The organism is Mycolicibacterium chlorophenolicum (assembly GCF_001044235.1).
Classification (GTDB): domain Bacteria; phylum Actinomycetota; class Actinomycetes; order Mycobacteriales; family Mycobacteriaceae; genus Mycobacterium; species Mycobacterium chlorophenolicum.
On sequence record NZ_JYNL01000064.1, the window covers coordinates 475,259 to 498,698 of the forward strand.

Genomic DNA, 23,440 nt, shown 5'->3' on the forward strand with positions numbered 1-23,440 from the left:
GGTGCCCCGAGCACAACCCGGAATGCGCTTCCGCGGGACCCGTGAGGCCCCGGCAGCCGCGCGCCCGACCGGGCTACTTCCCCGCGGGCTTGACCGCCGGGTCGTCGTCCTCCCACAGCAGCAGCTGACGCACCGCCGCGCGTGAGCCGTAGGGCTGCAGCATCTGGCTGGCAGGGCGCGGGCGCACCCGCAGCGGCCACCAGAACCAGCGGCCCAGCAGAGCGGCGACGGCCGGGGTCATGAACGAGCGGACGATCAGCGTGTCGAACAGCAGCCCGAGCGCGATCGTGGTGCCGATCTGGCCGAGGATGCGCAGATCGGCGAAAACGAACGACGCCATGGTGGCGGCGAACACCAGACCCGCGGCGGTCACCACTGCGCCGGAGCCTGCCATCGCACGGATGATGCCGGTGTTCAGCCCGGCGCCGATCTCCTCTTTGAACCGCGCGATGAGCAGCAGGTTGTAGTCCGAGCCCACCGCCAACAGCAGAATGATGGCCAGCGCCAACACGATCCAGTACAGCTGGATACCGAGCAGGTCCTGCCAGATCAGCACCGACAACCCGAACGAGGCGCCCAGCGACAGCGCGACGGTGCCGACGATGACGAACGCCGCGACGATGCTGCGCGTGATGAACACCATGACGAGCAGGATCAGGCACATCGCCGCGATGCCGGCGATCATCAGGTCGTACTTCGCCCCGTCCTGAATGTCCTTGTAGGTGGCCGCAGTTCCGGCGATGAAGATCCGGGAGCCGGCCAGCGGGGTGCCCTTGACGGCCTCGCCGGCGGCGTGCCGGATCGAGTCGATGTGCGAGATGCCCTCGGTGGTCGCGGGATCGCCCTCGTGGGTGATGATCATGCGCGCGGCCTTGCCGTCCGGGGACAGGAACAGCTTGAGCCCGCGCTGGAACTCGGGGTTGGTGAACGCCTCCGGCGGGAGATAAAAGGAGTCGTCGGTCTTCGACGCGTCATACGCCGCGCCCAGTGCCGTCGAATTCTCCAGTGCGCGCGAGTTCTGGTCGTTGATGCCGGACTGCGTCGCGTAGTTCGTCATCGTCAGGTCGCGGTTGGTCTGCTGGTTCGCGATCTGCGGCGGGATGAGCGCCAGCAGCTTCGGTTGCAGCGCATCGAGTTTGGCGATGCTGCCGGCCACGTTGGCGAGCTGGTCGGTCAGGTCGTTGATGCCGTCGAGCGCGTCGAACAGCGAGCGCAGCGCCCAGCAGATCGGGATGTCGTAACAGTGCGGCTCGAAGTAGAAGTAGTTGCGGATGGGCCGGAAGAAGTCGTCGAAGTTGGCGATCTTGTCCCGCAGGTCCTGGGCGGTGGCCACCGTCTGCGCGAACGCCTGGGTCTGTTCGTCGGTGACCGCCGCCGACTGCTGCTGCAGCGCGTACTGCTGGCGCAGGGTGTTGATGGAATCGTTGATCACGCCGACCTGCTTGAGCAGGTCGGCGGTGCGGGCCTGCTGGAACGGCAGCGCGTTGATCTGCGCGGCGCTGCTGGCGCTGAGCTGGAACGGGATCGACGTGTGGTCCAGCGGCGTGCCGAGCGGACGGGTGATCGACTGCACCTGCGCGATGCCGTCGGTGTGGAACACCGCCTTGGCCACCCGTTCGAGCAGGATCATGTCGGTCGGGTTGCGCAGGTCGTGGTCGGCCTCGACCATCAACAGTTCGGGTTCCAGCCGCGCCTGGGAGAAGTGCCGTTCCGCGGCGGCGTAGCCGACGTTGGCCGGGGCGTCGGCCGGCATGTAGGTGCGGTTGTCGAAGTTGGTCTTGTAGTTGGGCAGCGCCAGCAGACCGATCAGGGCGATCGCGATGGTGGCGACGAGGATCGGGCCGGGCCAACGGACGATCGCGGTGCCGATGCGCCGCCAGTTCCGGGTGTTCATCGGCCGGGCGGGTTCGAACAGACCGAAGTGGCGGCCGATGGAGAGCAGCGCCGGGGCCAGGGTGAGCGCGGCGATCACCGCGACGAGGACGCCGATACCCGCGGGCACCCCGAGGCTCTGGAAATACGGCAGCCGTGTGAACGTCAGACACAGCACCGCACCGGCGATCGTCAGACCCGAGCCGAGGATGATGTGCGACGTGCCGTGGTACATCGTCGTGAAGGCCTCGACGCGGTCCTGGCCGGCGTAGCGCGCTTCGTGGAATCTGCCGAGGATGAAGATCGCGTAGTCGGTGCCCGCCGCGATCACCAGAAGGGTCAGCAGGTTCGTCGAGTACGTCGACAGATCGATGATGCCGGCGTTGGCCAGCACGGCGACCACACCGCGTGACGCGGTCAGCTCGATCATCACCGTGAAGATCACGAAGAACACGGTGGTGAGGCGACGGAAGTAGAACAGCAGCATCACTGCGATCACGCCGATGGTGATCAGCGTGGTCTTCAGGGTGCCCTGCCGGCCCACCTCGAACTGATCGGTGATCAGCGGGGCCGGTCCGGTGACGTAGGCCTTCACCCCTGGCGGGGCCGGGGTGTCGTTGACGATTCGGCGCACCGAGTCGACGGACTCGTTGGCCAGCGACTCACCCTGGTTGCCGGCCAGGAACACCTGCACCAGCGCGGCTTTGCCGTCCGAACTCTGCGAGCCGGCCGCGGTCAGCGGATCCCCCCAGAAGTTCTGGATGTGCTGGACGTGCTTGGTGTCCTGCTGGAGTTTCTGGACCAGGCCGTCGTAGTAGCGGTGCGCATCGGCGCCGAGCGGTTGATCGCCCTCGAGCACGATCATGGCGGAACTGTCGGAGTCGTACTCCTGGAAGTCCTTGCCGATGCGCTTGCTGGCCTGCAGGGACGGCGCGTCTTTCGGGCTCAGCGACACGTTGTGCGACTCGGCGACGGTCTCGAGCTGCGGGACGAAGACGTTGGTGACGACGGCGGTGGCCAGCCAGAACAGCGCGATCAGGACCGAGAAGCGGCGGATGAGGGCCGGGACCTTGTTCATCCGGACTTGTCCAGGCAGAAGGTGTAGGCGTTCAGGGTGTTCACCTGCTTCTCGTCTTTGACCGCGTCGTCGATCGTGATGCGGCAGCCGATGGAGTCGCCGTTCGCCTGGGCGGCGACGTTGACGAACACGGCGGGGTCGGTGGTGATGGCGTCATAGGACCAGGGCAGCGGGACGTCGACGGCCTTCTGCGGCTGGGCGTGGACGTCGAGGTAGGTGATGGTCGCGGTGGTGCCGGGCGAACCGAAGACGTCGAGGACGACGTGCTTGGGGTTGAACGGGACGATCTGGCTGTCGGATCCGCTGGCGGTCGCCGTGACGTCCTCCGAGGCGAAGATGCCGCGCAGGCGGTACACGGCGAACCCGGCGACCGCGATGACCACGACGGCGACGACGATCGTCCAGCGTCGGCCGAGCCGCCGGGCAATCGAGACCCGCTGCATGCGTGACCCTTTCAGGAGCGGCGACGCCCACGGACGCGTCCACGTCGGTCCGGCGATCTATAGGGTGACTAATCAACTTCGTTGACGGTACGACACGGCACCGGACTCCACAACATCGGCCGGCGTCCCTGAGTGTCTGCTGGGAAAGTGCTGGGAGCCTGGGTGTTCCGGTCAGCCCCCGGCGGCCGCCCGGACCCGTTCGGCGATCGCATCGCCCAGCGTGCCCGTCGTCGCCTGTCCGCCCATGTCGGGGGTCAGTACATCGCCGCCGCGCGCGAGAGTGTCCTCGATGGCCGCCACGATCGCGTTCGCGGCCGCCGGCTCGCCGAGGTGGTCGAGCATCATCGAGGCACACCAGATCTGGCCGATGGGGTTGGCGATGCCCCGTCCCGCGATGTCCGGGGCGGAACCGTGCACGGGCTCGAACAGGCTCGGGTATCGCTTCTCGGGGTTGATGTTCGCGCTGGGCGCGATCGCGATGGTGCCGGCGCACGCGGGGCCGAGGTCGGACAGGATGTCGCCGAACAGATTGCTGGCGACCACCACGTCGAACCAGTCGGGGTGCAAGACGAAGTTCGCCGTGAGGATGTCGATGTGGTACTTGTCCACCTCGACGTCGGGATAGTTGGCGCCCATCTGCAGAACACGTTCGTCCCAGTACGGCATGGTGATCGAGATGCCGTTGCTCTTCGTCGCCGACGTCAGACGCCGCTTCGGGCGCCGTTGAGCGATGTCGAAGGCGTAGCGCAGGATGCGGTCCACGCCGACGCGGGTCATCACCGTCTCCTGGATGACGGTCTCGCGGTCGGTGCCTTCGAACATCCTGCCGCCGATGCTGGAGTACTCACCCTCGGTGTTCTCGCGCACCACGATGAAGTCGACGTCGCCGGGCACCCGTCCCGCCAGCGGGCTGGGCACGCCGGGCATCAGCTTCACCGGCCGCATGTTGACGTACTGATCGAAGTGCCGGCGGAACTGCAGCAGGCTGCCCCACAGCGACACGTGGTCGGGAACTACGTCGGGCCAGCCGACGGCGCCGAAGAAGAGGGCGTCGAACCCTCGGAGCTCGTCGAACCAGTCGGCGGGCAGCATCGCGCCGGTCCGGGTGTAGTAGTCGGCGCTGGCGTAGTCGAAGTGTTCGTAGGCGAGCGTGAGGTCGAAGGCGGCCGCGGCCGCGTCGAGCACCTTGAGCCCCTCGGGCACGACTTCGGTTCCGATACCGTCGCCGGGGATCACGGCGATGCGGTGGGTGTCGGTCATGCGGGGGCTCCGTTCGCGGCGAGGATGCCGCCCAAGCCTGCCTCACTCACGGTTCCCGGGTCGATCCCGGATCGCCGGCTCACCGCCGCGACGAGGTCGTCGTAGGTCCGGCACACCACCGTGGCGCCGGTGGCCGAGGTGACCGTCCAGCCCGACGGAAGGGCGGCGACGCGATCGCGCTTCATCAGCGCGGTCATGCGCCGGGCGACCGCCATGCGCCGGCGCGGACCGCTGACCCACTCGGCAGCCCAATCCGGCGGCGCCCCCGCGCATCCCCCGCACATCAGGGCATCACGTCGCCCGAGTTGGGGCCGAGCACCTGCCCGACGTACAGATTGCCGCCGGGATCGGAGGCGAGCAGGACGGCGGTCGGTGCGATCTCGGCGGGCGTGCCGAACCGACCCAGCGGCAGTTCGGCGCGTTTGTCGCACTTCCACTGGTCGTCGATGCCCTCGACCATGGGCGTGTCGATCGGCCCGGGCGCGATCGCGTTGACCAGCACGCCGTTTCCGGCGTTCTCCAACGCGATCGACTTCGTCATCGCGATGACGCCGGCTTTGGCCGCGGCGTAATGCGCCAGTGAGACACCGCCTTTGATGGCCAGTTGCGAGGCGACGTTGATGATCCGCCCGCCACCCTGATCGAGCATGGGCCGCAACGCGGCCCGGTTCAGCAGGAACACCGCGGTCAGGTCGACATCGAGGGTCTCCCGCCACATCGCGGTGGACATCTCGGCCGCCGGTGATTGCGTCAGGATGCCGTGGGAGCAGACCAGGATATCCAACCGGCCCTGGTCGCCGACGATGCTGTCGACGAGAGCGTCGACGGCCTGTTCCGAGGTCGCGTCGAGGATCTCGCCGCGGCGCGCGCCGATCTCTTTGGCGACCTCTGCCACCCGCGGGTCGCGGTCGGCGATGACCACCTCCGCGCCCGCGTCGACGTAGGCCGCGGCGATCGCCCGGCCGATACCCGACGCCCCGCCCGTGACCAGTGCGCTTCTACCTTCGAGCACCGAACTCATCACCTCATCCACCAATCATGTTGTGTCAGTCGCGCATTGCCACGGTCAGGGCGCCGTCGACGACGATCGCCTGACCGCTGACGTAGGACGCCTGCGGGCTGGACAGGAAGGCGATGACCTCGGCGACCTCGCGCGGGTCGCCGACGCGGCCCCATGGGATGTAGCCGCCGGCACGTTCGAGCCCTTCGGGGCCGAGCGAGTTGACCGCGTCGGTGGACTGCGGCGTTCGGATGAGCCCCGGGATGATCGCGTTCGCGCGGATCCCGCGTGGCCCGTATTCGACGGCGAGGCTGCGCACCAGACCGAGCACTCCGGCCTTTGCGGTGGCGTAGTGCGCGTGCGCCTGCCAGCCGTACACCCCACCCGCGATGGACGAGATGGCCGTGACCGATCCGCCATCGCCCATGTGCCGCAGGCCCGCCCGTGCCGTGCGCATCACCCCGTGCAGGTCGACGTCGAGAAGGTCGTGCCACTGCTCGTCGGAGAGGGTGTCGAAGGCGGCCTCGCGCAGGATGCCGGCGTTCGCGACGGCGACATCGAGCCGGCGCCACGTCGAGACCAGCGCCTCGGCGAAGGCGTCGACGGAGGCGGTGGACCGGACGTCGACCTCGACGATCATCCCTTCCCCGCCGCCGTCACGCACGTCCTTCAGCGTCGTCTCGGGGTCGTGCGGATCGCCTGGGAACGTGCCGATGCCGACCCGAATCCCTTTTTCCGCCAGGCATACTGCTGTCGCAGCACCGATTCCTGACGCGGCGCCGGTGATCATGGCGACCGGCTGATCGGTCATCACTGCACCTCCGTGATGGTCTGGGCGCGCTGCATCGCCTCCGAGGCGCTGGGTGGGGCGACCTTGCGGGCGCCGAGCACCACGACGCCGGAGATGACCGTGCCCAGCGCTCCCACCCACAGCGCCGCGGTGGAGTACCCGATGCTGGCCGCGGTGAGCGCGGTGAGGATGAAGCCGGAGATGATGGCACCCGGCTGCGACATCGCGCCGATGAACGCGCTTCCCGTTGCCCGGCAGTCGGTATCGAAGCACTCGGCCTGGAAGAACATGATCGCGGCGTAGGGCCCGAGCAGGAAGAACAGCCCCATCATGTAGGTGACGAGGACGTAGCCGGGGTTCGACGGCCCGAGCAGCATCGCAGCGAAGAACACTCCGGCCGCCAGCCATCCGACGGCGATGGTGTTGCGGCGGCCGAACCGGTCGCCGGCCCAACCGTGCGCGAGGTAACCCGCCACGCCGACGATGTTGGACAGCACCACCAGGATCAGCGTGCTGGAGGCGTCGATGCCCTTGCCCGTCTCGAGCACCGTCGTGCCGAGCACCGAGAACGTCTGGATGCCGAACCAGTTCAGCAGCCACGCCAGCGACAGCACGACGGTGTTGCGCAGGTGCTTACCGGTGAAGATCCGCTTCATCGGTGCCGCGGTCTGCTCGACGGTCGCAGTGGCGGCGGCCAGGGCGACCGCTTCGTCGTTCTTCCCTTCGCGGCGCAGCGCGCGGATGCGGTGCTGCGCCTCGAACTGTGGGCTCTCCTTGAGCGTGCGGCACAGCAGGGCGACGAGAACGGCGGGAATCGTGGCCAGCAGGAAGGCGATCCGCCAGGCGTCGGCCCCGAAGATCGCGGTGATCACGGCGACGAAGCCCGCGGCCAGAAGCGCACCCATCGGCCAGCCGGTCTGCACCATCGAGTAGACGAACCCGCGGCGCTTCTTGATCGCCTCGTCCTCGGTCACCTCGTAGAGCTCGTTGAGGTAGGTGGCGTTGACCGATTGCTCGGCCAGACCCAGCCCGCTGATCGATCGGACGCCGATGAGTGACGCCGCACCCACGGTCGCGGCCGTGGCCGCAGAGGACGCGGCGGTGCCGCCTACGGAGATGATCATCCCCTTGCGCCGCCCCAACTTGTCGACCATGGGGCCCACGGCCAGGACGACGATCGCGGTGCCGACGCTGACCAGGGTGGAGACCAGCAGCGCACGGCTCGTCGACCAGCCGAACGACTCCGAGATGCGCGGCAGCAGAGTGCCGAACAGGATGAAGTCGTACACCGCGATGGTCCAGGCGATGAAGGCGATGCCCGACGCCCGGCGCGTCTCTTTCCCGGTGACCCGCCGCAATCCGGGGACCTTCGGGGTGTGAGGTGTTGACATGAGACTGAAACCCTTCGTGTGGGTGGATCAGTTGCGCGGACGCCGCTTCTTGAAGTCCTCGGCGATGGTGTTGAAATTGGCCCAGGTGACTCCGTCGTGGGAGTTGATGTGCTCGATCAGACGCTCGAGCATGAGCAACACCTGGGGCCGTCCTGAGACGTCGGGGTGGATGGTGAAGGTGAACACCGCGTACTCCGATTCGCGGTAGACCCAGTCGAATTGGTCGCGCCACATCTCCTCGATATGGCGAGGATTGACGAACCCGTGGCTGTTCGGGCTGCCCTTGATGAACATCATCGGGGGCAGGTCGTCGAGGTACCAGCTGGCCGGGATCTCGACCAGGTCGGTCTCCTCGCCGCGCACCAGTGGCTTCATCCACTCGGCCGCCGGCTTGTCGTAGTCGATCGGTGTCCACGAGTCGCCGACGCGCACGTAGTACGGCTCGAAGTCGCGGTGCATCAGCGAGTGGTCGTAGGTGATGCCGCGTTCGACGAGCAGCTCGTTGGTGACCCTGCTGAACTCCCACCACGGCGCGACGTAACCGGTGGGCCGGTTCCCGGTGCGGGTGGTGATGAGATCCAGGCAGTAGTCCAGGATCTCGGATTCCTGTTCGCGCGTCATCGCGATCGGATTCTCGTGGCTGTAGCCGTGCACCCCGATCTCGTGGCCGGAGGCGACCACGGCGTCGAACTGCTCGGGGAACGTCTCGATGGAGTGGCCGGGCCAGAACCAGGTGGCGGGGAGGTCGTACCGCTGCAGCAGCGCGTTGAGGCGGGGCACGCCGACCTCGCCGGCGAAGACACCGCGGGAGATGTCGCCGGGTGAGTTCTCACCGCCGTAGGAGCCGAGCCATCCGCCGACCGCGTCGACGTCGATGCCGAACGCCACGAAGATTTCTTTTGCCATCGGTCATTCCTCCTTGTTGTCTTCTTCGGCAATGTCTGCATGGGCCGCGATCATCGATCGGACCCGATCGGGCTCCGCCTTGTTCTCAGAGAGCCACAGCGCCAACAGGATCCGCAGCTGAGTGGCCGGTAATCCTGAAGCTGTGGGCACGCCCGCGGCCACCAAGTCGGCCCCGCCGCCGTCGCCGTAGACGCCCTGCACCGGCCCCTCGGGCACCCGGGTCGACAGCACGACGGCCACGTCCGTGCCGACGAGTCCGCGGACCGCTGTCACCACAACCGGATTGGCGTTGCCGATGCCGGTGCCGGCCAGCACGATGCCCCGGGCGCCGGCCGAAACGGCCGCGGCGATCAGCACATCGTCGGCGCCGGGATACATCTCGAGCAGGTCGACCCGCGTGTCGTCGAACGCGGCGGTCGGGCGGGGAATCGGACGGGGACGCCGAGGGACCGCATCGACGGTCACGGTGCCGTCGGCCACCGTCCCGACTGCGCCGCAGGCGGTCGACCGGAACGCATCGAGCGCAGTGGTGTGCACCTTGCGGGTGGCCCGCGCGGGCAGTACCCGCCCGGCGAAGACGATCAGGACACCGAGACCGCGGCACTGCGGCGAGGCGGCGGTGAGCACCGCGTCGGCGAGGTTGCGCGGGCCGTCGCCGTCGCGGGCATCGCCCGCCCGCTGCGCACCGGTGAGGACGACCGGTCGCTCGTCGTCGTGCACCAGATCGAGCAGGATCGCGGTCTCCTCCATCGTGTCGGTGCCGTGCGTGATCACGATGCCGTCGACGGGGTCGTGGGAACGACGCAGCAACCCGTCCACCTCGTCGCTGATCAACCGGAGATGACCCAGCGTCATGCGGTAGGAACCGACCGTCATCAGGTCATGGGTCTCGACCTCGATGTCGCCGAAGACCGCCCCCTCCAGGACCGCGGCAGCGGTGCGCGTGGCGACCACGCCGCCCTCGGTGGCGGTCGAGGCGATGGTGCCTCCGGTGGCGATCACCGCGATCCGCGTCATTCCGCGTCCTGACTCGACATGTTCCGAGTGAACCATGACACAAACGTTGTCCGCAATCGTTTGTGTAACTTCCGCCAAACGTTTGTGTAAATCGACACGTAACAATCGGACGTGTTGTTAGGGTGAGTGCCACATCACGGAGGTGGCTGGCTGTGGCGGCACAACAGGGCCCGATGACCCTACGGAAGATCGCCGATGAGCTCGGTGTGAGCCCGTCCACGGTGTCCCGCGTCCTGGCCACTCCCGGCAGCGAAGCGCTGCGCTGGGGGTCCGCCGACACGGTCGCGCGGATCCGCGCGTTCGCCGAGCAGCACGGCTACTCCCCCAACCCGCAGGCGTCGAGTCTGCGCACCCGCCGCTCCGGCCTGATCGGCGTTCTGGTGCCGCGGCTGCAGGACTACGTGCTGGCGACCATCTACGAGGGAATCGAGGAAGCCGCCTCCGAGGCTGGGCTGTCGACGTTCGTCACGAACTCGCGCGACGTCACCGAGAACCAGCGCGCACGCACCCGCATGATGATCGACCGCCGCGTCGACGGTCTGATCTACGGCGACGCCCACCTCGACCACGAGTTCCTCGACGAGGTGCACGAGCAGGGCATCAAGTTCGCGCTGGTGTCGCGCAGCGCGGGGAACTATCCGTCGGCGACGGTCGACGACCACAAGGGCGGATGGCTCGTCGGTCAGCACCTCGCCGAGACCGGCCGGCGCGATGTGGCGATCCTGGCGGGTCTGGAGTTCACCTCGACGGCCCGCCTCCGATCGACCGGCTGCGTGGAAGCGTTGCGGGCCAACGGGATCGACGTCCCGCCCGAGCGCATCGTGTACTCCGGCTTCGATCCGGCCGGCGGCCGGGCCGCCATCGCGCAGATCCTGGCCGGCGGTTCGGTGCCCGATGCGATCTTCGCGACCAACGACTTCGCGGCCATCGGCGCCTTCGGCGTCCTGCGGGACCGCGGCATCCACGTGCCCGACGACGTCGCCCTCGTGGGATACAACGACACGCCCTTGGCCGAGGGCGGCGCGGTCCCGTTGACCACCATCCGCTCCCCGATGCACGAAATGGGGCGGTGCGCGGTGGGATTGCTGATGGAGGTGCTGGCCGGAAGGCAGCCCGAGTCGGTGGTCCTCGAACCGGAATTGATCGTGCGCGGCAGCAGTATGGCGTCGGGCTCGAACGTCGTAGGCTCGATGGGTGCTGGGCCCGCCCGGGATTCGGTTCCTGTCCCTCGGTGACCGCCGGCTGGCGTACGAGGTGCGCGGGCCGGCGGACAGCGCTGAGCCGCCGCTGATCGCACCGGCCTGGTGGGTGAGTCACCTCGAGCTCGACTGGCAACACCCCGGCGTGCGCCGGTTCTGGGACGGCGTCGCTACCGACCGGACGCTGATCCGCTACGACCGCCTCGGCGCCGGCATGTCGGACCGGGAGGTGCGCGAATCCGACCTGACGCTCGAGCACGAGGTGGCGGCGCTGCGCGCACTCTGCGATGAGCTCGGGCTGGACCGGGTGTCGCTGATGGGCGGCTCGTCGGGAAGCTGCACCGCAGTGGCGTTCGCCGCCACGTATCCCGAGCGGGTGGACCGGCTGGTGCTCTACGGCAGCTACGCCCGCGGCGATGAGCTGACTCCGCCGGAGGTGGCCGACGCGATCGTGGCGGCGATCGACGCGCACTGGGGCCTCGGATCGCGGGTGCTCGGTGACATCTTCCTCAGCGGCGCCGACGCTGCCGAGCACGACCGTTTCGGGCGCCTGCAACGCGAGTCGGCCACGGCGCAGACGGCCGCAGCGCTGCTGAGGCTTGTCTACCGACTCGACGTGCGCGACTGCCTTGCCGGCGTGCGCGCACCCACCACCGTGGTACACCGCCGCGACGACCGGGCCGTCCCCTACCGACTCGGACGCGAGGTCGCGGCCGCCATCCCTGGTGCGACATTCGTTCCGCTGCAGGGCACGTCGCACTTTCCCTGGCACGGTGACGTGGATTCCGTCGTTCGCGCCTGCCGCACCGGACTGGCGGCGGGGGCGCCACCGGACGAGCAGTCGCCCGCCCCCGGACCGCTCTCGTCGCGCGAGCGGGAGGTGCTGCGCTGCGTGGCGCGCGGACTCAGCGACCACGAGATCGCCAAGCACCTCGTCGTCAGCCCGCACACCGTGCACCGCCACGTCGCCAACATCCGCCGCAAGCTCGGCAGCCCGTCCCGAACCGCCGCGGTCGCCGTCGCGGCTGAGCTGGGCTTGCTCTGACGTCACCCGAACCGGCCACCGTGCCGCGATGGCCGACTCGGGCGATGCGCCGACCCTGCTCCCGCCCCTACGTTCAGGACATGAACAAGGCCTGGCTGCGCGTGATGGCTCTGCTTTACGACCCGTTCCTGTGGTGGGGCGAGGCCGTCGGAATGCGGCGTCGGCGGCGCGCCGTACTCACCGCCGCCCGCGGGCGCGTCCTCGAGATCGGCGCCGGCACAGGCCTGAACCTCCCTCACTATCCCGACGGCGTCGACGAGCTGCTCCTCACCGAGCCCGAGCCCGGGATGCGGCGGCGGCTGGCCAGGCGGCTCGATCGGCATGGCCGCGCCGCCCGCATCATCGACGCTCCCGCCGAACGCCTGCCCCTGCCCGATGCGTCCGTGGACACCGTCGTCGCGACGCTGGTGCTGTGCACCGTGGCCGACCCCGAACGCGCCCTGCGCGAGATCGCCCGGGTGCTGCGCCCGGACGGGCAGGTGCTGTTCATCGAGCACGTGCGTGCACAGTCGCGGTGGCTCGCCGTATGCCAGGATGCGATGCGGCGGCCGTGGCGGGCGTTCGCGGGCGGATGTGTCTGCAACAGATCGACTTTGGAGACCATGAGTGCCTGTGGCTTCACGGCCGAGACCGGCGACGCGGCCTGGCGCGGGATGCCCGCGATCGTGCGCCCGCTGGTGGTCGGGCGAGCCAGGGTGTCATCTCACCTGCCGGTGCGGTGACGATCGACCCGGAAAAAGGAGCTACCGCGTCAGGCGAGCACGTGCCGGTAGTCATGCGCCGGCTCACCGGCGGCGGTGGCGAAATCCTCGAGGACCGCCGCCAACTGGTCACGCTGCTCGGGCGCCATCTGGCGCAGCGCGCGCCGAATTGCGTTGCGCCGGTGGCGGATGACGCCGTCGATCAGCGCCTGTCCGTCGGTGGTCAAGGTGAGCGCGATGTTGCGCCGGTCGGTGGGGTCCTCACGCCGGTCGACCAGACCGATCTTGAGCAGCCGATCGACGAGCCTGCTGGCGTTCGACGGATTGACCTGCAGGGCTGACGCCACCGCGGCGACGTTCATCGCACCCCGGGTGGCGATCATCATCAGCACGCGGAGCTGGGGCACGGTCACCACGTCGTCGACGGTCATGATCGAGGCTGCGGTGATGCCGACGAGCGCGCGAGATGCACGCATCACGGATTCCACCTGGTCGTTCGTCACGCCGGACGTGTTGCGCTCGGACATCGCGCCCCCGCTCGTCAGTGATCACTGCGCAAACACTGCTGGTCATCGCCGAGTGCGTGCCGGCAAATCATTGCACACGCAGGCAGTGATCGTGCGGCCCCGGGACACCATCGTCATTCGGTGGTAATGAAGACGTTCTAGCAATCATTGCTGTAGCGCATGTGTCGGCGTAGAAAGGAGCCAGCGGTCCTGTCCACGACGAAAGCGGAGAACCACGACCATGACCGGCGCGCTCACCACGTCGAGCGTTGACCACGCCGACGCGGCGGACCTGCGCCGCGAGAACGCCCAATTGCGCGACAAGCTGGCGGGCCAACCTGTCATCGAACAGGCCAAGGGAATGCTGATGCAGACCTTCGGCATGGACGCCGAGGGGGCGTTCGGCATCCTTCGGGTGCTGTCACAGAACTGCAATGTCAAGGTACGCACCCTCGCGCAGGCCATCGTCGAGTCGTGGATGCGCGAGGGACCCCGTGCCGACTTCGACCTCGCCTCTGATCTTCTGCTCGACCTCCGGGAACGCCTCCTTTCAGGTGACGACCGAGGGGACGAGACCTCCGCCTGACAACTGGGCAGACTGATCACCCGTACCTCAGGTCACCCGGTGAGCGCCGGGCGCAGAGCACGCCGCCAGGCGAGCGGATTGAGATTGCGGAACGGATCGTTCTCGCGCCGCGTCCGCAGGTCGTGCAGGATCCCCTCCAGGGCGGTCTGCGTCCGCTCCTTGACCGAGGCTTCCCACTGGGCGGCCGGTGTGCGTGCGGGCCGGGTCGTGTCGATCGGGGAGCCGAACCGCAGGTACATCCGCTGCGGCCGCGGCACCATCGTCGGGCCCACACCCCGCATGAGCGGGATCCCGACGCCGGTGACGCCGTGCAGGCGTTCGCCGAGGCCGCGGGTCATCCGCTCCCAGGTGCTGCCGCGCTCCACCAGGCTGTGATAGACGTCGTCTCCGCCGACCAGCCCGACGGGGACGATCGGGTAGTCGTGGGCGATGGCCAGCCGGGCGAACCCGCTACGTCCCTGCCACAGCAGCTGGTACTCCTCGCCTTTGAACTTGAGCATGTCCCGCCCGCCACCGGGGAAGACCAGTACCGTCTCGCCCTGGCGCATCAGCTCGGCGCCGGTTTCGGGGTCACCGACCACCGCGCCGGCCGCCTCCATCACCTCGCGGCCGAGGCCGCGCATGTCGGCCAGCTGGCGGGTGGCCAGCCCCCGGACTCGGACGCCGAGCTCGCGGTGCACGAAGTAGGGGGTCAACACGATCTCGGCCCATCCCGAGGTGGTGTGGTTGCCGACGAGTAGGAAGCGTCCGTCGCGCGGCAGGTTCTCCAGCCCGTCGACGTAGATCCGGGAGAGGTCGACGGCGGGTCCGATCAGGTCGGCGACGGTGAAGATCGCCTTCTGCACGGCCCGAACTCGGCCGGCTCGATCAACGAATGGATTGGTCACGGTGGTCTCCTCGTCCCGGGATGCGATCGACGGTCGACACCGAGCGTACGTGAGAAACTGACCAGACGACCGATTTGGTCAGTTTGATCAGTCGGGGTCTGCCGATCGCTATAGTCACCCCGGTGAGCCCTGCGCCCGTCGGCCTGCCCGAACAGCACTCGACGAAGGCGGCGCGCCTGCTGGCCGCGGCCAGTGATCTGCTCCTCGGACGGGGTGCGCGCGGCTTCACCGTGGCCGACGTCGCCCAGCGCGCACACGTCGGGAAGGGCACCGTCTACCTGTACTGGCCGACCAAGGAGGACCTGCTCATCGGCCTGCTCGGTCGGGGCTTTCTCGGCCTGCTGGACGACCTGATCCGCCGACTCGGCGACGAACCCGACCTCGCGCGGCCGTCCCGGTTCTGTCCGACCATGCTGGACGTCGCGACGAGCCAACCGCTGCTGGCCGCGCTGCAACGCCATGACGACGACCTGCTCGGCATGCTCACCGACCATCCGCGCTCGGTCGCCCTGCACGAGGCGCTCGGCCCCAGCGCGGTGATCGGCGCGGTGCTCCCGGTGTGGCGCCGCCATGACTTGGCCCGAACCGATTGGGACACAGCTGATCAGGCCTTCGCACTGCACGGGCTCGTCACCGGAATTGCGTTGTCGCTCGTCGGTCCTGCGCCGGGTCCCCGTCCCGCGGACTCTCCGCTCACCGTGCTGGGCGCCTCGGTGACCGCGCTGCTGGGGCCCGAGCGAGCGACTCAGAAGCAGATACGTTCCGCCGCAACCGACATCATCGAATTCCTGAACCGCGGCAGGGAAACCGCGCTGGGGCTGATCGCCTAGGTCCAGGCCCGATCCCGCCAGCGCCACGCGGCGTCGAGCAGGAACTCGTGTAGTGAGCGCGGCGGGCGGCCCAGCAACCGCTGCACGTCGTCGGTGACCGGCTGGTTGCGCCCGATTCTGGTCAACGTGTAGACCGCGGACATGAATCCGATGGTGTCCCAGCCGACTCCGCGGCGCCGCAGTCGCACGGCGAACCGCGGCAGGCCGGGGTTGACGTAGCGGATCGGGCGGCCCAGCGTGGCCGTCAGTTCGGCGGCGACCTCATCCATGGTCAACGGCGTCGGCCCGGTGAGGTGGTACACCGCGTCGCGATGGGCGTCCGGGTCGGCGAGCACGGTCGCGGCCACCTCGGCCGCGTCACGCGCATCGATGAACGTCGTCTTGCCCCGGCCGGCGGGGATGAAGAGTTCGCCGGCATCGGCGATGTCGACACCGTGGGTGGAGATCGCCCGGTGCAGATTCTGCATGAAGAAGCTGCACCGCAGAATGGTGGCCGACATGGCCGAATCGCGCAGCGCGGCCTCCACCGTGTGGTGCGGGATGAAGCGCGCCCGGTCGGCGCCGAACACCGAGACGTACACGACGTGGCGGCATCCGGCGTGCTCGGCGGCGTGCACGAACGGCACGATCGCCTGGCGCGCAGCACGATTCCCCGGCAAGGGGAAGAGCAGGAACAACGCTTCGATGCCCTCGAGCGCCGGAGCCCACGTGGTGGGATCGAAGAAGTCCAGGCGCACGGACTCGGCCGAGGTGTCGTCCGCGAGCTGCTCGGGATGGCGGCTAGCGACACGACAGGGTCGCCGGTATCGCCGGCCGAGAAGGTCGACGAGTTCGTGGCCGACGTTGCCGGTCGGGCCGGTCACCAGAAGCACACGGATCTCCTCCCGGGGGGTCGCTGACGGGGTTCTCTGCAGTCCATGATGGTCGTCATGGAGGCGACGCGGGTGGATCGCTGGTTGTGGGCGGTCCGGTTGACCAAGACGCGGCCCGACGCGGCCGAGGCGTGCCGGGGTGGGCACGTGCGCGTCAACGACCGACCTGCCAAGCCGTCGACCATGGTCGGACCCGGCGACACGGTGCGCGCACTGGTCGGGGACCGCACCCGGATCGTCGAAGTGGTACGGGTGATCCAGAAACGCGTGGGCGCCGCCGACGCGGCCACCTGCTACCTCGACCGCACTCCCCCGCCGCCGCCGGTGGCGGCGATCCCTGTCGCCGTCCGCGATCGCGGCGCCGGCCGGCCCACCAAGAGGGATCGCCGGTTGCTCGACAAATGGCGCGCACGCCAGGGATGAACGCGTCGTCGAGCCTGCACATGTGAGCGGTTCGGCAAACATGAGAAATGTCCTCGAGCACAATTCTCGATCTGAATGAAAATTTGCTCGCGCGATAATTGTGCGGCGACGCTGCCGCAAATCCACTGTTAAATCCTGCTCTACCCCCCGATCCGGCCTGAATGGGCCGAATTATTACGTTGCTCCGGTTCTCTCTATCAAATGCTTGACGGCCGCGCTGGCAAAAACATAAATTGCCGGTGTCAGTTCTCAGGAAACACTCAGTCGCGTGTCGGGCGCGCTTTTGACACGCCTCCCCAGAAAGGCCTGTTATGTCGAGACATCGGAACAGGGAGCGCTCGGTGGACGTGTCGACCCGCCACATCGTCACTGCCGGAATCGGTTGTGCCGCAGTCTTCGGACTCGGTCTGCTCTCTGTCGGCCTGGCCGACGAAAGAGAGGCTGACGCCGCCTCTCCGGCGGTGCAACTGGTGTCCTTCGACAGCGTTCTCGCACCCCCTCCCTTGACACCGGCGACCGACTGGTGGTGGCTGTACGGACCCCGCGACGGGGGTGAGTCGGTCAGGGTCCACAGCGCTGCCCTGACACCGAACGCGTTGGCTGCGGCCAGCTCGAACCCCAACGGATTTCACCTCTTTCGGCCTATCGGCCCTGGCGGATGGTTGATCGGCAACGGTCTGGACGCGCAAGCGGGATGCGTCGGTGCGGCCTGCAACGGTGGCAACGGCGGTCTGCTGTTCGGGAACGGGGGCGACGGTCTCAACGGCGGCAATGGCGGTAACGGCGGCCTGTACTTCGGCGTCGGCGGCACCGGCGGCCAGGGGGTCGCCGGCGGCACCGGCGGCCGCGGTGGCAACGGCGGGTTCTTCTTCGGCAGCGGCGGTGACGGCGGCACCGGCGGCACGGGCGCCGACGGGACCGATGCGGGCGAGGACGGACAGGCGGGCGGCAAGGGCGGCGCGGGCGGCCGGGGCGGCCTCTTCGGTGCCGGAGGCAATGGCGGCAAGGGTGGCCAGGGCGGTGACGGGTTCACCGACCCGCTGTCCACGCTGCCCCCCGGTGATGGCGGCGACGGCGGTGACGCCGGGAGCGCGGGTCAGGGTGGGCTCTTCGGTCGTGACGGCATCGACGGAAGTGGTGGCGACGGCGGCGACGGCGGCGACGGCATCACCGGAGTCGGCGGTGTCGGTGGTGACGGCGGCAATGGTGGCGACGGCGGCGACGGCGTCCTCGGCGGAACCGGCGGTGACGGTGGCCTCGGTGGCCTCGGCGCTGACGGCTTCGACGGCGGCCAGGGCGGCGACGGAGGCGACGGCGGCGAAGGGGAGGTCGGCGGCGACGGCGGTTCCGGTGGCACCGGCGGCACGGGTTCGGCCGGGTTCGACGGCGGCCAGGGTGGCCTCGGCGGCCAGGGCGGCGCCGGGACCGCCACCGGCGGTAACGGTGGCGCCGGCGGTCTCGGCGGCTTCGGTGGTCAAGACCTCGACGACGATGCCGACGGTGGCAACGGCGGCACGGGCGGTCAGGGCGGCGCAGGCGGCGCGGGTCCCGAGGGGGGCTTCGGTGGTGACGGCGGCGAGGGCGGCGTCGGCGGCAACGGCGGCCAGAACGGCAGTGGCGGCGACGGCGGCGAAGGCGGACCCGGCGGCTTCGGCGGCTCCAGCAGCATCGACGCGGGCGGAACCGGTGGCGACGGCGGCGACGGCGGCGACGGCGGCTTCTCCCTCGGGGGCGGAACCGGCGGGACCGGCGGCACCGGCGGCTCGGGCGGTACCGGCGGCTTCGGTGGCAGTGGAGATGCCGGGGAACCCGGTGACACCGGCAACGCGGGCACCGGTAACACCGGGAACCTGGGCGGCGGCGGTGGTGCGGGCGGCACCGGCGGAAGCGGTGGAGCCGCTGCCGACGACTGAGGTCAGGGCAGACTCGCAGCACCCGGCGCACACCCCGTCCATCCGGGCGGGGTGTGCGTCTGCGTCTACTGGGCGGTATAGCCGCCGTCGACCCTGATCACGGTCCCCGTGACGTGCCGTGCCTCGTCGGAAACCAGATACCGCACCGCAGCGGCGACGTCGTCGGGAACGGCCAACCGCCCCAGGGGGATTCGCGACAGCACCTCGCGTTCGGTCGCTGCCGGCTCCGGTGTGCGCGCCAGCCACGCGTCGTAGAGCGGGGTCCTGGTCATCCCGGGGGCCACGTCGTTGACCCGGATCCCGCGCGGCGCGAGCTCGACGGCCGCGGAGAGTGTCAGTGCCTGCACGGCGCCCTTGGAGGCGGCGTAGATGCCCATCGTCGGGACGCCGACCAGAGCCAGCCGTGAGGTGATGTTGACGATCGATCCACCGTGCTCCATCACCCGGGCGGCCGCCTGGATCATCGCGATGGCACCGAAGGTGTTCACCTCGAAAACCCGGCGGATGTCCGCCATCGGCGTGGACAACAAATCACCGGTGTGGTCGACGGCCGCGGCGTTGACGAGGGCATCCAGCCTGCCGAATGCCTGCAGGCAGGCATCGGTCACCGCATCGGCGGACCCTGGCGCGGCCAGATCGGCGGCGACGAAACATGCTCGTGCGCCCAGACTTTCGACCAGCCGGCGTCCCCGCTCCTCATCGCGGCCGGTGACCAGCACGCGTGCACCGTCGGCATGCAGTCGCGATGCGGTTGCCCATCCGATGCCCGACGTGGCGCCCGTGACCACCACCGCCGCCCCGTCCGGACTCGTGGTCACGGCAGCTTTCGCGCGATCTCGTTGGCACCCTGGATCACTTGTGCACCGGCATGCTCGAGGCTCTCCGGCGTCAGGCGGTGGGTGAGGAAGCTGATGCTGAGCGCGTAGCGGGAGGCGCCGCCGCCGGCGGTGGGCACCGCGGCAGCCACACACGTCAGATCCTCGGCGGCTTCCTCGCGGTCGACGGCGAAGCCACGCCGGCGGATGTCCTCGATCTCGGCGCGCATCTTCTTCACCGACGTGATGGTGTGCGCGGTGAGCGCGGGCATGCCCGCAGAGGCCAGCAGATCGTGCCAGACGCTGTCGGGCATGCTGGCCATCAGCGCCTTGCCCAGCGCCGACGCGTGCCAGGGATCGGATTGGCCGACATCGCTGACCTTCTTGACCGCTCGCCGACTTTCGACCACCTCGAGGATCACCACGCTGCGGTCCTTGACCGCCGCGAAGTTCACGGTCTCGTTGAACTCGGCGACCAACCGCTCCATGGTGGGAACCACGGCATCTGACGGAACCTGCCCGGAGAACGCCCGTTGTCCCAGCCGAAAGATCTCCCAGCCCAGGCGGTACTGAGAGTTGTTGAACCGCTCGATGTATCCCAGCGACGCCAGGCTGTTGAGGTAGCGCAACACGGTGGCCTCGCTGAGCGCCGTCCGCCGCGCGATCTCGGTCAGATTACCGGCGTCGGCATCGGCGACCGCGCTGAGAATTCGGGCCGTGCGCTCGACGCCGACGAGATGAGAGCCCTTCTCCGCCTTCGCCTCGATTTTCACCTGGTGAAGGTTACCAGCACCTATTGACAGCTCATCTGTTGACAGCCCTCGCATGCTGGCTTAGATTTCATTCACCGCAGTGAGATATCACTCAGTGAAATTGCGGCACACGAGCGCACACGTTCCCGAAGGAGACGCCATGTCCACCGCAGCCGAAAGCCGTTCGTCCAAGGTCGACGGAGCCGCCATCCTGGCCTCCCAAGGCCTGCTGACGGCCGACGACTACACCCTCGCCGCGTCGGCGAAGGCCTTCGACGACGGAGGTGCCTATCGCCTGGAAATCTCTGGTGTGGAACGTCTTTCGACCCTGGAGGCACTCCTCGACGAATCCACCGAGCAGGGTGTGCACATCCACCGGATCATCGCGTTCGGCGGCGGCACCACGCTGCTCAACACCGGCGAACTCCGGGACGTCGCCGTGCTCGCCGCCGAGAACGACATCGAGCTGATCGCCGTGCCGGGACCGCGGACCGGATGGGATCTCGGCCGCCAGGCGCTGAGCACGGAAGGTCAGGCGGGTGGCCGCCGGGTCCGCGGGCTGGACAACGTCCGTTACCTGCTCGACGACTACCTGCGCATCTTCTCGACGGGTATCCGCGGCGTCTTGGTCTGGGACGAAGGCGTTCTCGACATCCTGAACAAGGCCCGCGACGCGGGCCACATCCCCGCCGACGCCAAGTTCAAGATCTCGGTGTACGCCGGACACGCGAATCCCGCCTCGATCCGGATTCTGCAGGACCTCGGAGCCGACAGCGTCAACCCGGTGGGCGACCTGAGCCGGCCGATGCTCGCCGCCATCCGCCGCTCCGTCGACATCCCCCTCGACGTGTGGGCCGAGACGTTCGAGTCCTTCGGCGGGATGAACCGGCTGTGGGAGGCCGGCGACATCGCCCGCGTGGCCGGACCCGTCTACTTCAAGATCGAGCCGGGCGAATCCGAGGCCGTCATGTACAACGGCTGGGTCCGGCCCGAGTTCCACGAGGAGCTGATCCGGCACAAAGTGCGCCACGCGGCGATCCTCAACGAACTGGTGCGTACCAGCGCCCCGGACGTCACGGTCTCACCTAGGCCGCGCACCGCCAGCCGCGCCGGCCTGAACTGACTGGAGAAGTCCTGATGGCACATCGTCTTCAGACCGCCGTCATCGGATCCGGCAACATCGGCACCGACCTGTTGCACAAGTTGCGGCGATCCCCGACCCTCGACGTCGCGGCGATGGCCGGCATCGATCCGGCCAGTGAGGGGCTGGCCCGCGCCGCTGCGCTCGATGTCGCGGTGACCGCAGACGGAGTGGACGGTCTTCTGGCGATGTCCGTGTTCGACGACATCGAGGTCGTCTTCGACGCCACCAGCGCTGCGGCGCATCGCTCCAACTACACCAGGCTCGAATCCGCCGGGCGACTCGTCATCGACCTCACCCCCGCCGCGATCGGACCCTTCGTGGTCCCGGCGGTCAATGCCACCGACGTGCTCGTCCACCGCAACCTCAACATGGTGACCTGCGGCGGGCAGGCGACGGTGCCCATCGTCTCCGCACTGTCGGGGGTGACCCCTGTGCACTACGCCGAGATCGTCGCGTCGATCTCCTCGCGGTCGGCCGGTCCCGGAACGCGGGCGAACATCGACGAGTTCACCACCACCACGGCGCGCGCGCTGGAGGTGGTGGGCGGTGCGGACCGCGGCAAGGCCATCATCATCCTCAATCCGGCCGAGCCACCGATGATCATGCGCGACACCGTCTCCGCTCTGGTGACCGCGGCCGACCACTCCGTGATCAGCACGGCGGTCACCCGGATGGTCGACGACGTCGCACGTTACGTGCCCGGCTACCGGATCCGCCAGGATGTTCGTATCACCTCTGTGCCCGAACGTGATTCGCGCCGGCGGCTGATCGGCGCGCAGGCGCGCGGCGCCGACCTCGTCCAGGTCACGGCGTTCCTCGAGGTGGAGGGCGCCGGAGACTAACTGCCCGCCTACGCGGGCAACCTCGACATCATGACCGCGGCGGCGGTTCGGGTGGCAGAGCAGTCCGTTGTGCACGCCCGGCCTACCGAGGCGGCACGATGACGGCCGAGGTCTACGTCCAGGACGTGACACTGCGGGACGGCATGCACGCCCTCGCCCACTCCTTCACCGTCACCGACGTCGCACGCATCGCCCGCGCACTCGACGAGGCCGGCGTGGCCGCGATCGAGGTGGCGCACGGCGATGGGCTCGCCGGTGGCGGGTTGACGTACGGCGCAGGCACCCACAGCGACGCGGAATGGATCGCCGCGGCGGCCGGCTCAGTCCGAAAGGCCCGGCTGACAACGCTTCTCATCCCCGGTATCGGCACGCTCGACGACCTCCGCGCGGCCGTCGATCTCGGGGTGACGTCCGTGTGGGTCGCCACCCACTGCACCGAGGCCGACATCGCGCGTCAGCACATCTCCACCGCGAGGGACATGGGCCTCCACGTCGCGGGCTTCCTGATGATGGCCCACCTGGCCGAGCCGGGCGGCCTCGCCGCACAGGCCAAGGTCATGGAGGACGCCGGCGCGCAGTGCGTGTACGTCACCGATTCGGGCGGCCGTCTCACGATGGCCGGCGTCCGGGACCGCGTCCGGGCCTACCGCGACGTCCTCCAGCCGTCGACCGCGATCGGCATCCACGCCCACCACAACCTGGCTCTGGGTGTCGCGAACTCGCTGATCGCGGTCGAGGAGGGCGTGCACCGGGTCGACGCGTCGTTGACCGGTCTGGGCGCCGGGGCCGGGAACTGCCCGCTCGAGGCGTTCGTCGCGGTCGCCGAGCTCAACGGCTGGTCGCACGGATGTGATCTGTTCGCGCTGATGGACGCCGCCGACGATCTCGTCCGGCCCCTGCAGCAGCGACCCGTGCGAGTCGACCGGGAAACGCTCACCCTCGGCTACGCCGGGGTGTACTCCAGCTTCCTGCTCCACGCCGAACGCGCCGGAGCGGAGTTCGGCGTTCCGACCCGCGACCTCCTCGTCGAAGCCGGGCGCCGCGCGATGGTCGGCGGCCAGGAGGACCTTCTGGTCGATCTCGCACTCGACATGAGGAGGTGACCGGGTCCGTCCCACCCCGTGCTCCCCAACGGTGAGGAGAACCACGAGCACGCAGTTCGCCCCGA

23 protein-coding genes and 1 pseudogene are annotated in these 23,440 nt (G+C 68.9%); 10 read left to right on the forward strand and 14 right to left on the reverse strand.

The features are described 5' to 3' along the window. Window positions 1-73 precede the first annotated feature (73 nt). The 9 genes from MCHLDSM_RS24615 to MCHLDSM_RS24655 form a co-directional block, all read right to left on the reverse strand. Complete coding sequence (locus tag MCHLDSM_RS24615) at window positions 74-2,950, reverse strand: MMPL/RND family transporter (protein ID WP_048472401.1); 2,877 nt, start codon at window positions 2,948-2,950, stop codon at window positions 74-76. After that, window positions 2,947-3,393 carry an MmpS family transport accessory protein gene (locus tag MCHLDSM_RS24620; RefSeq protein WP_048472402.1) on the reverse strand — a complete coding sequence of 149 codons (447 nt, stop codon included), beginning with the start codon at window positions 3,391-3,393 and terminating at the stop codon, window positions 2,947-2,949. Before MCHLDSM_RS24620 ends, MCHLDSM_RS24615 begins: the two co-directional genes overlap by 4 nt. A 171-nt stretch (window positions 3,394-3,564) precedes the next feature. After that, complete coding sequence (locus MCHLDSM_RS24625; RefSeq protein WP_048472403.1) at window positions 3,565-4,653, reverse strand: tartrate dehydrogenase; 1,089 nt, start codon at window positions 4,651-4,653, stop codon at window positions 3,565-3,567. Next, complete coding sequence (locus MCHLDSM_RS24630; protein ID WP_063840654.1) at window positions 4,650-4,937, reverse strand: hypothetical protein; 288 nt, start codon at window positions 4,935-4,937, stop codon at window positions 4,650-4,652. Before MCHLDSM_RS24630 ends, MCHLDSM_RS24625 begins: the two co-directional genes overlap by 4 nt. After that, window positions 4,937-5,674 (reverse strand): SDR family NAD(P)-dependent oxidoreductase, encoded by a 738-nt coding sequence (locus MCHLDSM_RS24635; RefSeq protein ID WP_048472951.1) that lies wholly within the window; start codon window positions 5,672-5,674, stop codon window positions 4,937-4,939. Before MCHLDSM_RS24635 ends, MCHLDSM_RS24630 begins: the two co-directional genes overlap by 1 nt. Before the next feature lie 25 nt (window positions 5,675-5,699). Further along, window positions 5,700-6,464, reverse strand: a complete 765-nt coding sequence (locus MCHLDSM_RS24640) for an SDR family NAD(P)-dependent oxidoreductase (RefSeq protein WP_048472404.1) — start codon at window positions 6,462-6,464, stop codon at window positions 5,700-5,702. After that, the gene (locus MCHLDSM_RS24645; protein ID WP_048472405.1) at window positions 6,464-7,834 is read right to left on the reverse strand and encodes an MFS transporter; all 1,371 of its coding nucleotides are present in this window, start codon (window positions 7,832-7,834) and stop codon (window positions 6,464-6,466) included. The genes MCHLDSM_RS24640 and MCHLDSM_RS24645 overlap by 1 nt, the downstream gene beginning before the upstream one ends. A 27-nt stretch (window positions 7,835-7,861) precedes the next feature. After that, window positions 7,862-8,740, reverse strand: a complete 879-nt coding sequence (locus tag MCHLDSM_RS24650) for a polysaccharide deacetylase family protein (RefSeq protein ID WP_048472406.1) — start codon at window positions 8,738-8,740, stop codon at window positions 7,862-7,864. Window positions 8,741-8,743: 3 nt separating this feature from the next. Then, on the reverse strand, window positions 8,744-9,757 hold the full coding sequence (locus tag MCHLDSM_RS24655; RefSeq protein WP_048472407.1) for an asparaginase: 1,014 nt from the start codon (window positions 9,755-9,757) through the stop codon (window positions 8,744-8,746). Between the two features lie 152 nt (window positions 9,758-9,909). On the opposite strand from MCHLDSM_RS24655, the gene MCHLDSM_RS24660 reads away from it, so the two are divergent. The 3 genes from MCHLDSM_RS24660 to MCHLDSM_RS24670 all read left to right on the forward strand — a co-directional run bounded on the left by MCHLDSM_RS24660 (window position 9,910) and on the right by MCHLDSM_RS24670 (window position 12,723). After that, window positions 9,910-10,992 (forward strand): LacI family DNA-binding transcriptional regulator, encoded by a 1,083-nt coding sequence (locus MCHLDSM_RS24660; RefSeq protein WP_109788930.1) that lies wholly within the window; start codon window positions 9,910-9,912, stop codon window positions 10,990-10,992. Beyond that, complete coding sequence (locus tag MCHLDSM_RS24665) at window positions 10,952-12,001, forward strand: alpha/beta fold hydrolase (RefSeq protein ID WP_053083075.1); 1,050 nt, start codon at window positions 10,952-10,954, stop codon at window positions 11,999-12,001. The genes MCHLDSM_RS24660 and MCHLDSM_RS24665 overlap by 41 nt, the downstream gene beginning before the upstream one ends. Window positions 12,002-12,081: 80 nt before the next feature. Then, window positions 12,082-12,723 (forward strand): class I SAM-dependent methyltransferase, encoded by a 642-nt coding sequence (locus tag MCHLDSM_RS24670; RefSeq protein ID WP_048472408.1) that lies wholly within the window; start codon window positions 12,082-12,084, stop codon window positions 12,721-12,723. A 29-nt stretch (window positions 12,724-12,752) separates the two neighbouring features. Here the strand turns inward: MCHLDSM_RS24670 and MCHLDSM_RS24675 are convergent, their stop codons facing one another. Next, complete coding sequence (locus tag MCHLDSM_RS24675) at window positions 12,753-13,229, reverse strand: MarR family winged helix-turn-helix transcriptional regulator (RefSeq protein ID WP_048472409.1); 477 nt, start codon at window positions 13,227-13,229, stop codon at window positions 12,753-12,755. Between the two features lie 220 nt (window positions 13,230-13,449). Between MCHLDSM_RS24675 and MCHLDSM_RS24680 the strand changes: the two genes are divergently transcribed. Beyond that, window positions 13,450-13,794, forward strand: a complete 345-nt coding sequence (locus MCHLDSM_RS24680) for an ANTAR domain-containing response regulator (RefSeq protein ID WP_048472410.1) — start codon at window positions 13,450-13,452, stop codon at window positions 13,792-13,794. A 32-nt stretch (window positions 13,795-13,826) separates the two neighbouring features. On the opposite strand, the gene MCHLDSM_RS24685 is transcribed toward MCHLDSM_RS24680, so the two are convergent. Further along, the gene (locus MCHLDSM_RS24685) at window positions 13,827-14,681 is read right to left on the reverse strand and encodes a lysophospholipid acyltransferase family protein (protein WP_174545800.1); all 855 of its coding nucleotides are present in this window, start codon (window positions 14,679-14,681) and stop codon (window positions 13,827-13,829) included. Between the two features lie 122 nt (window positions 14,682-14,803). Here MCHLDSM_RS24685 and MCHLDSM_RS24690 point away from each other — a divergent pair, with 122 nt between their 5' ends. Next, window positions 14,804-15,511, forward strand: coding sequence for a TetR/AcrR family transcriptional regulator (locus MCHLDSM_RS24690; protein ID WP_201780401.1), 708 nt, complete (start codon window positions 14,804-14,806; stop codon window positions 15,509-15,511). Here the strand turns inward: MCHLDSM_RS24690 and MCHLDSM_RS24695 are convergent. Beyond that, window positions 15,508-16,383 carry an NAD(P)H-binding protein gene (locus tag MCHLDSM_RS24695; protein WP_158023739.1) on the reverse strand — a complete coding sequence of 292 codons (876 nt, stop codon included), beginning with the start codon at window positions 16,381-16,383 and terminating at the stop codon, window positions 15,508-15,510. The genes MCHLDSM_RS24690 and MCHLDSM_RS24695 overlap by 4 nt on opposite strands. A 57-nt stretch (window positions 16,384-16,440) precedes the next feature. Between MCHLDSM_RS24695 and MCHLDSM_RS24700 the strand changes: the two genes are divergently transcribed. Beyond that, complete coding sequence (locus MCHLDSM_RS24700) at window positions 16,441-16,806, forward strand: Hsp15 family ribosome-associated heat shock protein (protein WP_048472956.1); 366 nt, start codon at window positions 16,441-16,443, stop codon at window positions 16,804-16,806. 341 nt (window positions 16,807-17,147) lie between these two features. Further along, entirely contained in the window at window positions 17,148-18,719 is a 1,572-nt protein-coding gene (locus tag MCHLDSM_RS40145) for a hypothetical protein (protein WP_053083076.1), read from the forward strand. A gap of 65 nt (window positions 18,720-18,784) precedes the next feature. On the opposite strand, the gene MCHLDSM_RS24710 is transcribed toward MCHLDSM_RS40145, so the two are convergent. Then, window positions 18,785-19,537: an SDR family NAD(P)-dependent oxidoreductase gene (locus MCHLDSM_RS24710; protein WP_048472413.1), complete on the reverse strand. Its 753-nt coding sequence runs from the start codon at window positions 19,535-19,537 to the stop codon at window positions 18,785-18,787. Next, window positions 19,534-20,307: an IclR family transcriptional regulator gene (locus MCHLDSM_RS24715; RefSeq protein WP_048472414.1), complete on the reverse strand. Its 774-nt coding sequence runs from the start codon at window positions 20,305-20,307 to the stop codon at window positions 19,534-19,536. The genes MCHLDSM_RS24710 and MCHLDSM_RS24715 overlap by 4 nt, the downstream gene beginning before the upstream one ends. 139 nt (window positions 20,308-20,446) lie before the next feature. Here MCHLDSM_RS24715 and MCHLDSM_RS24720 point away from each other — a divergent pair, with 139 nt between their 5' ends. The 3 genes and pseudogenes from MCHLDSM_RS24720 to dmpG all read left to right on the forward strand — a co-directional run bounded on the left by MCHLDSM_RS24720 (window position 20,447) and on the right by dmpG (window position 23,375). Beyond that, window positions 20,447-21,409 (forward strand): hypothetical protein, encoded by a 963-nt coding sequence (locus tag MCHLDSM_RS24720; protein WP_048472415.1) that lies wholly within the window; start codon window positions 20,447-20,449, stop codon window positions 21,407-21,409. Between the two features lie 14 nt (window positions 21,410-21,423). Then, window positions 21,424-22,374: pseudogene (locus MCHLDSM_RS24725) on the forward strand (acetaldehyde dehydrogenase (acetylating)). Further along, complete coding sequence (gene dmpG, locus MCHLDSM_RS24730; RefSeq protein ID WP_048472416.1) at window positions 22,371-23,375, forward strand: 4-hydroxy-2-oxovalerate aldolase; 1,005 nt, start codon at window positions 22,371-22,373, stop codon at window positions 23,373-23,375. Before MCHLDSM_RS24725 ends, dmpG begins: the two are co-directional and overlap by 4 nt. The last annotated feature ends 65 nt before the right edge of the window (window positions 23,376-23,440 follow it).

Excerpts from the sequence above, each read along its gene's own strand:
- MCHLDSM_RS24675 (WP_048472409.1), bottom strand. The coding sequence starts at position 13,229 with ATGTCCGAGCGCAACACGTCCGGCGTGACGAACGACCAGGTGGAATCC.
- MCHLDSM_RS24720 (WP_048472415.1), top strand. The coding sequence starts at position 20,447 with ATGTCCACCGCAGCCGAAAGCCGTTCGTCCAAGGTCGACGGAGCCGCC.
- MCHLDSM_RS24640 (WP_048472404.1), bottom strand. The coding sequence starts at position 6,464 with ATGACCGATCAGCCGGTCGCCATGATCACCGGCGCCGCGTCAGGAATC.
- MCHLDSM_RS24670 (WP_048472408.1), top strand. The coding sequence starts at position 12,082 with ATGAACAAGGCCTGGCTGCGCGTGATGGCTCTGCTTTACGACCCGTTC.
- MCHLDSM_RS24680 (WP_048472410.1), top strand. The coding sequence starts at position 13,450 with ATGACCGGCGCGCTCACCACGTCGAGCGTTGACCACGCCGACGCGGCG.
- MCHLDSM_RS24630 (WP_063840654.1), bottom strand. The coding sequence starts at position 4,937 with ATGTGCGGGGGATGCGCGGGGGCGCCGCCGGATTGGGCTGCCGAGTGG.
- MCHLDSM_RS24650 (WP_048472406.1), bottom strand. The coding sequence starts at position 8,740 with ATGGCAAAAGAAATCTTCGTGGCGTTCGGCATCGACGTCGACGCGGTC.
- MCHLDSM_RS24615 (WP_048472401.1), bottom strand. The coding sequence starts at position 2,950 with ATGAACAAGGTCCCGGCCCTCATCCGCCGCTTCTCGGTCCTGATCGCG.
- MCHLDSM_RS24645 (WP_048472405.1), bottom strand. The coding sequence starts at position 7,834 with ATGTCAACACCTCACACCCCGAAGGTCCCCGGATTGCGGCGGGTCACC.
- MCHLDSM_RS24635 (WP_048472951.1), bottom strand. The coding sequence starts at position 5,674 with ATGAGTTCGGTGCTCGAAGGTAGAAGCGCACTGGTCACGGGCGGGGCG.
- MCHLDSM_RS24620 (WP_048472402.1), bottom strand. The coding sequence starts at position 3,393 with ATGCAGCGGGTCTCGATTGCCCGGCGGCTCGGCCGACGCTGGACGATC.
- MCHLDSM_RS24655 (WP_048472407.1), bottom strand. The coding sequence starts at position 9,757 with ATGACGCGGATCGCGGTGATCGCCACCGGAGGCACCATCGCCTCGACC.
- dmpG (WP_048472416.1), top strand. The coding sequence starts at position 22,371 with ATGACGGCCGAGGTCTACGTCCAGGACGTGACACTGCGGGACGGCATG.
- MCHLDSM_RS24700 (WP_048472956.1), top strand. The coding sequence starts at position 16,441 with ATGGAGGCGACGCGGGTGGATCGCTGGTTGTGGGCGGTCCGGTTGACC.
- MCHLDSM_RS24625 (WP_048472403.1), bottom strand. The coding sequence starts at position 4,653 with ATGACCGACACCCACCGCATCGCCGTGATCCCCGGCGACGGTATCGGA.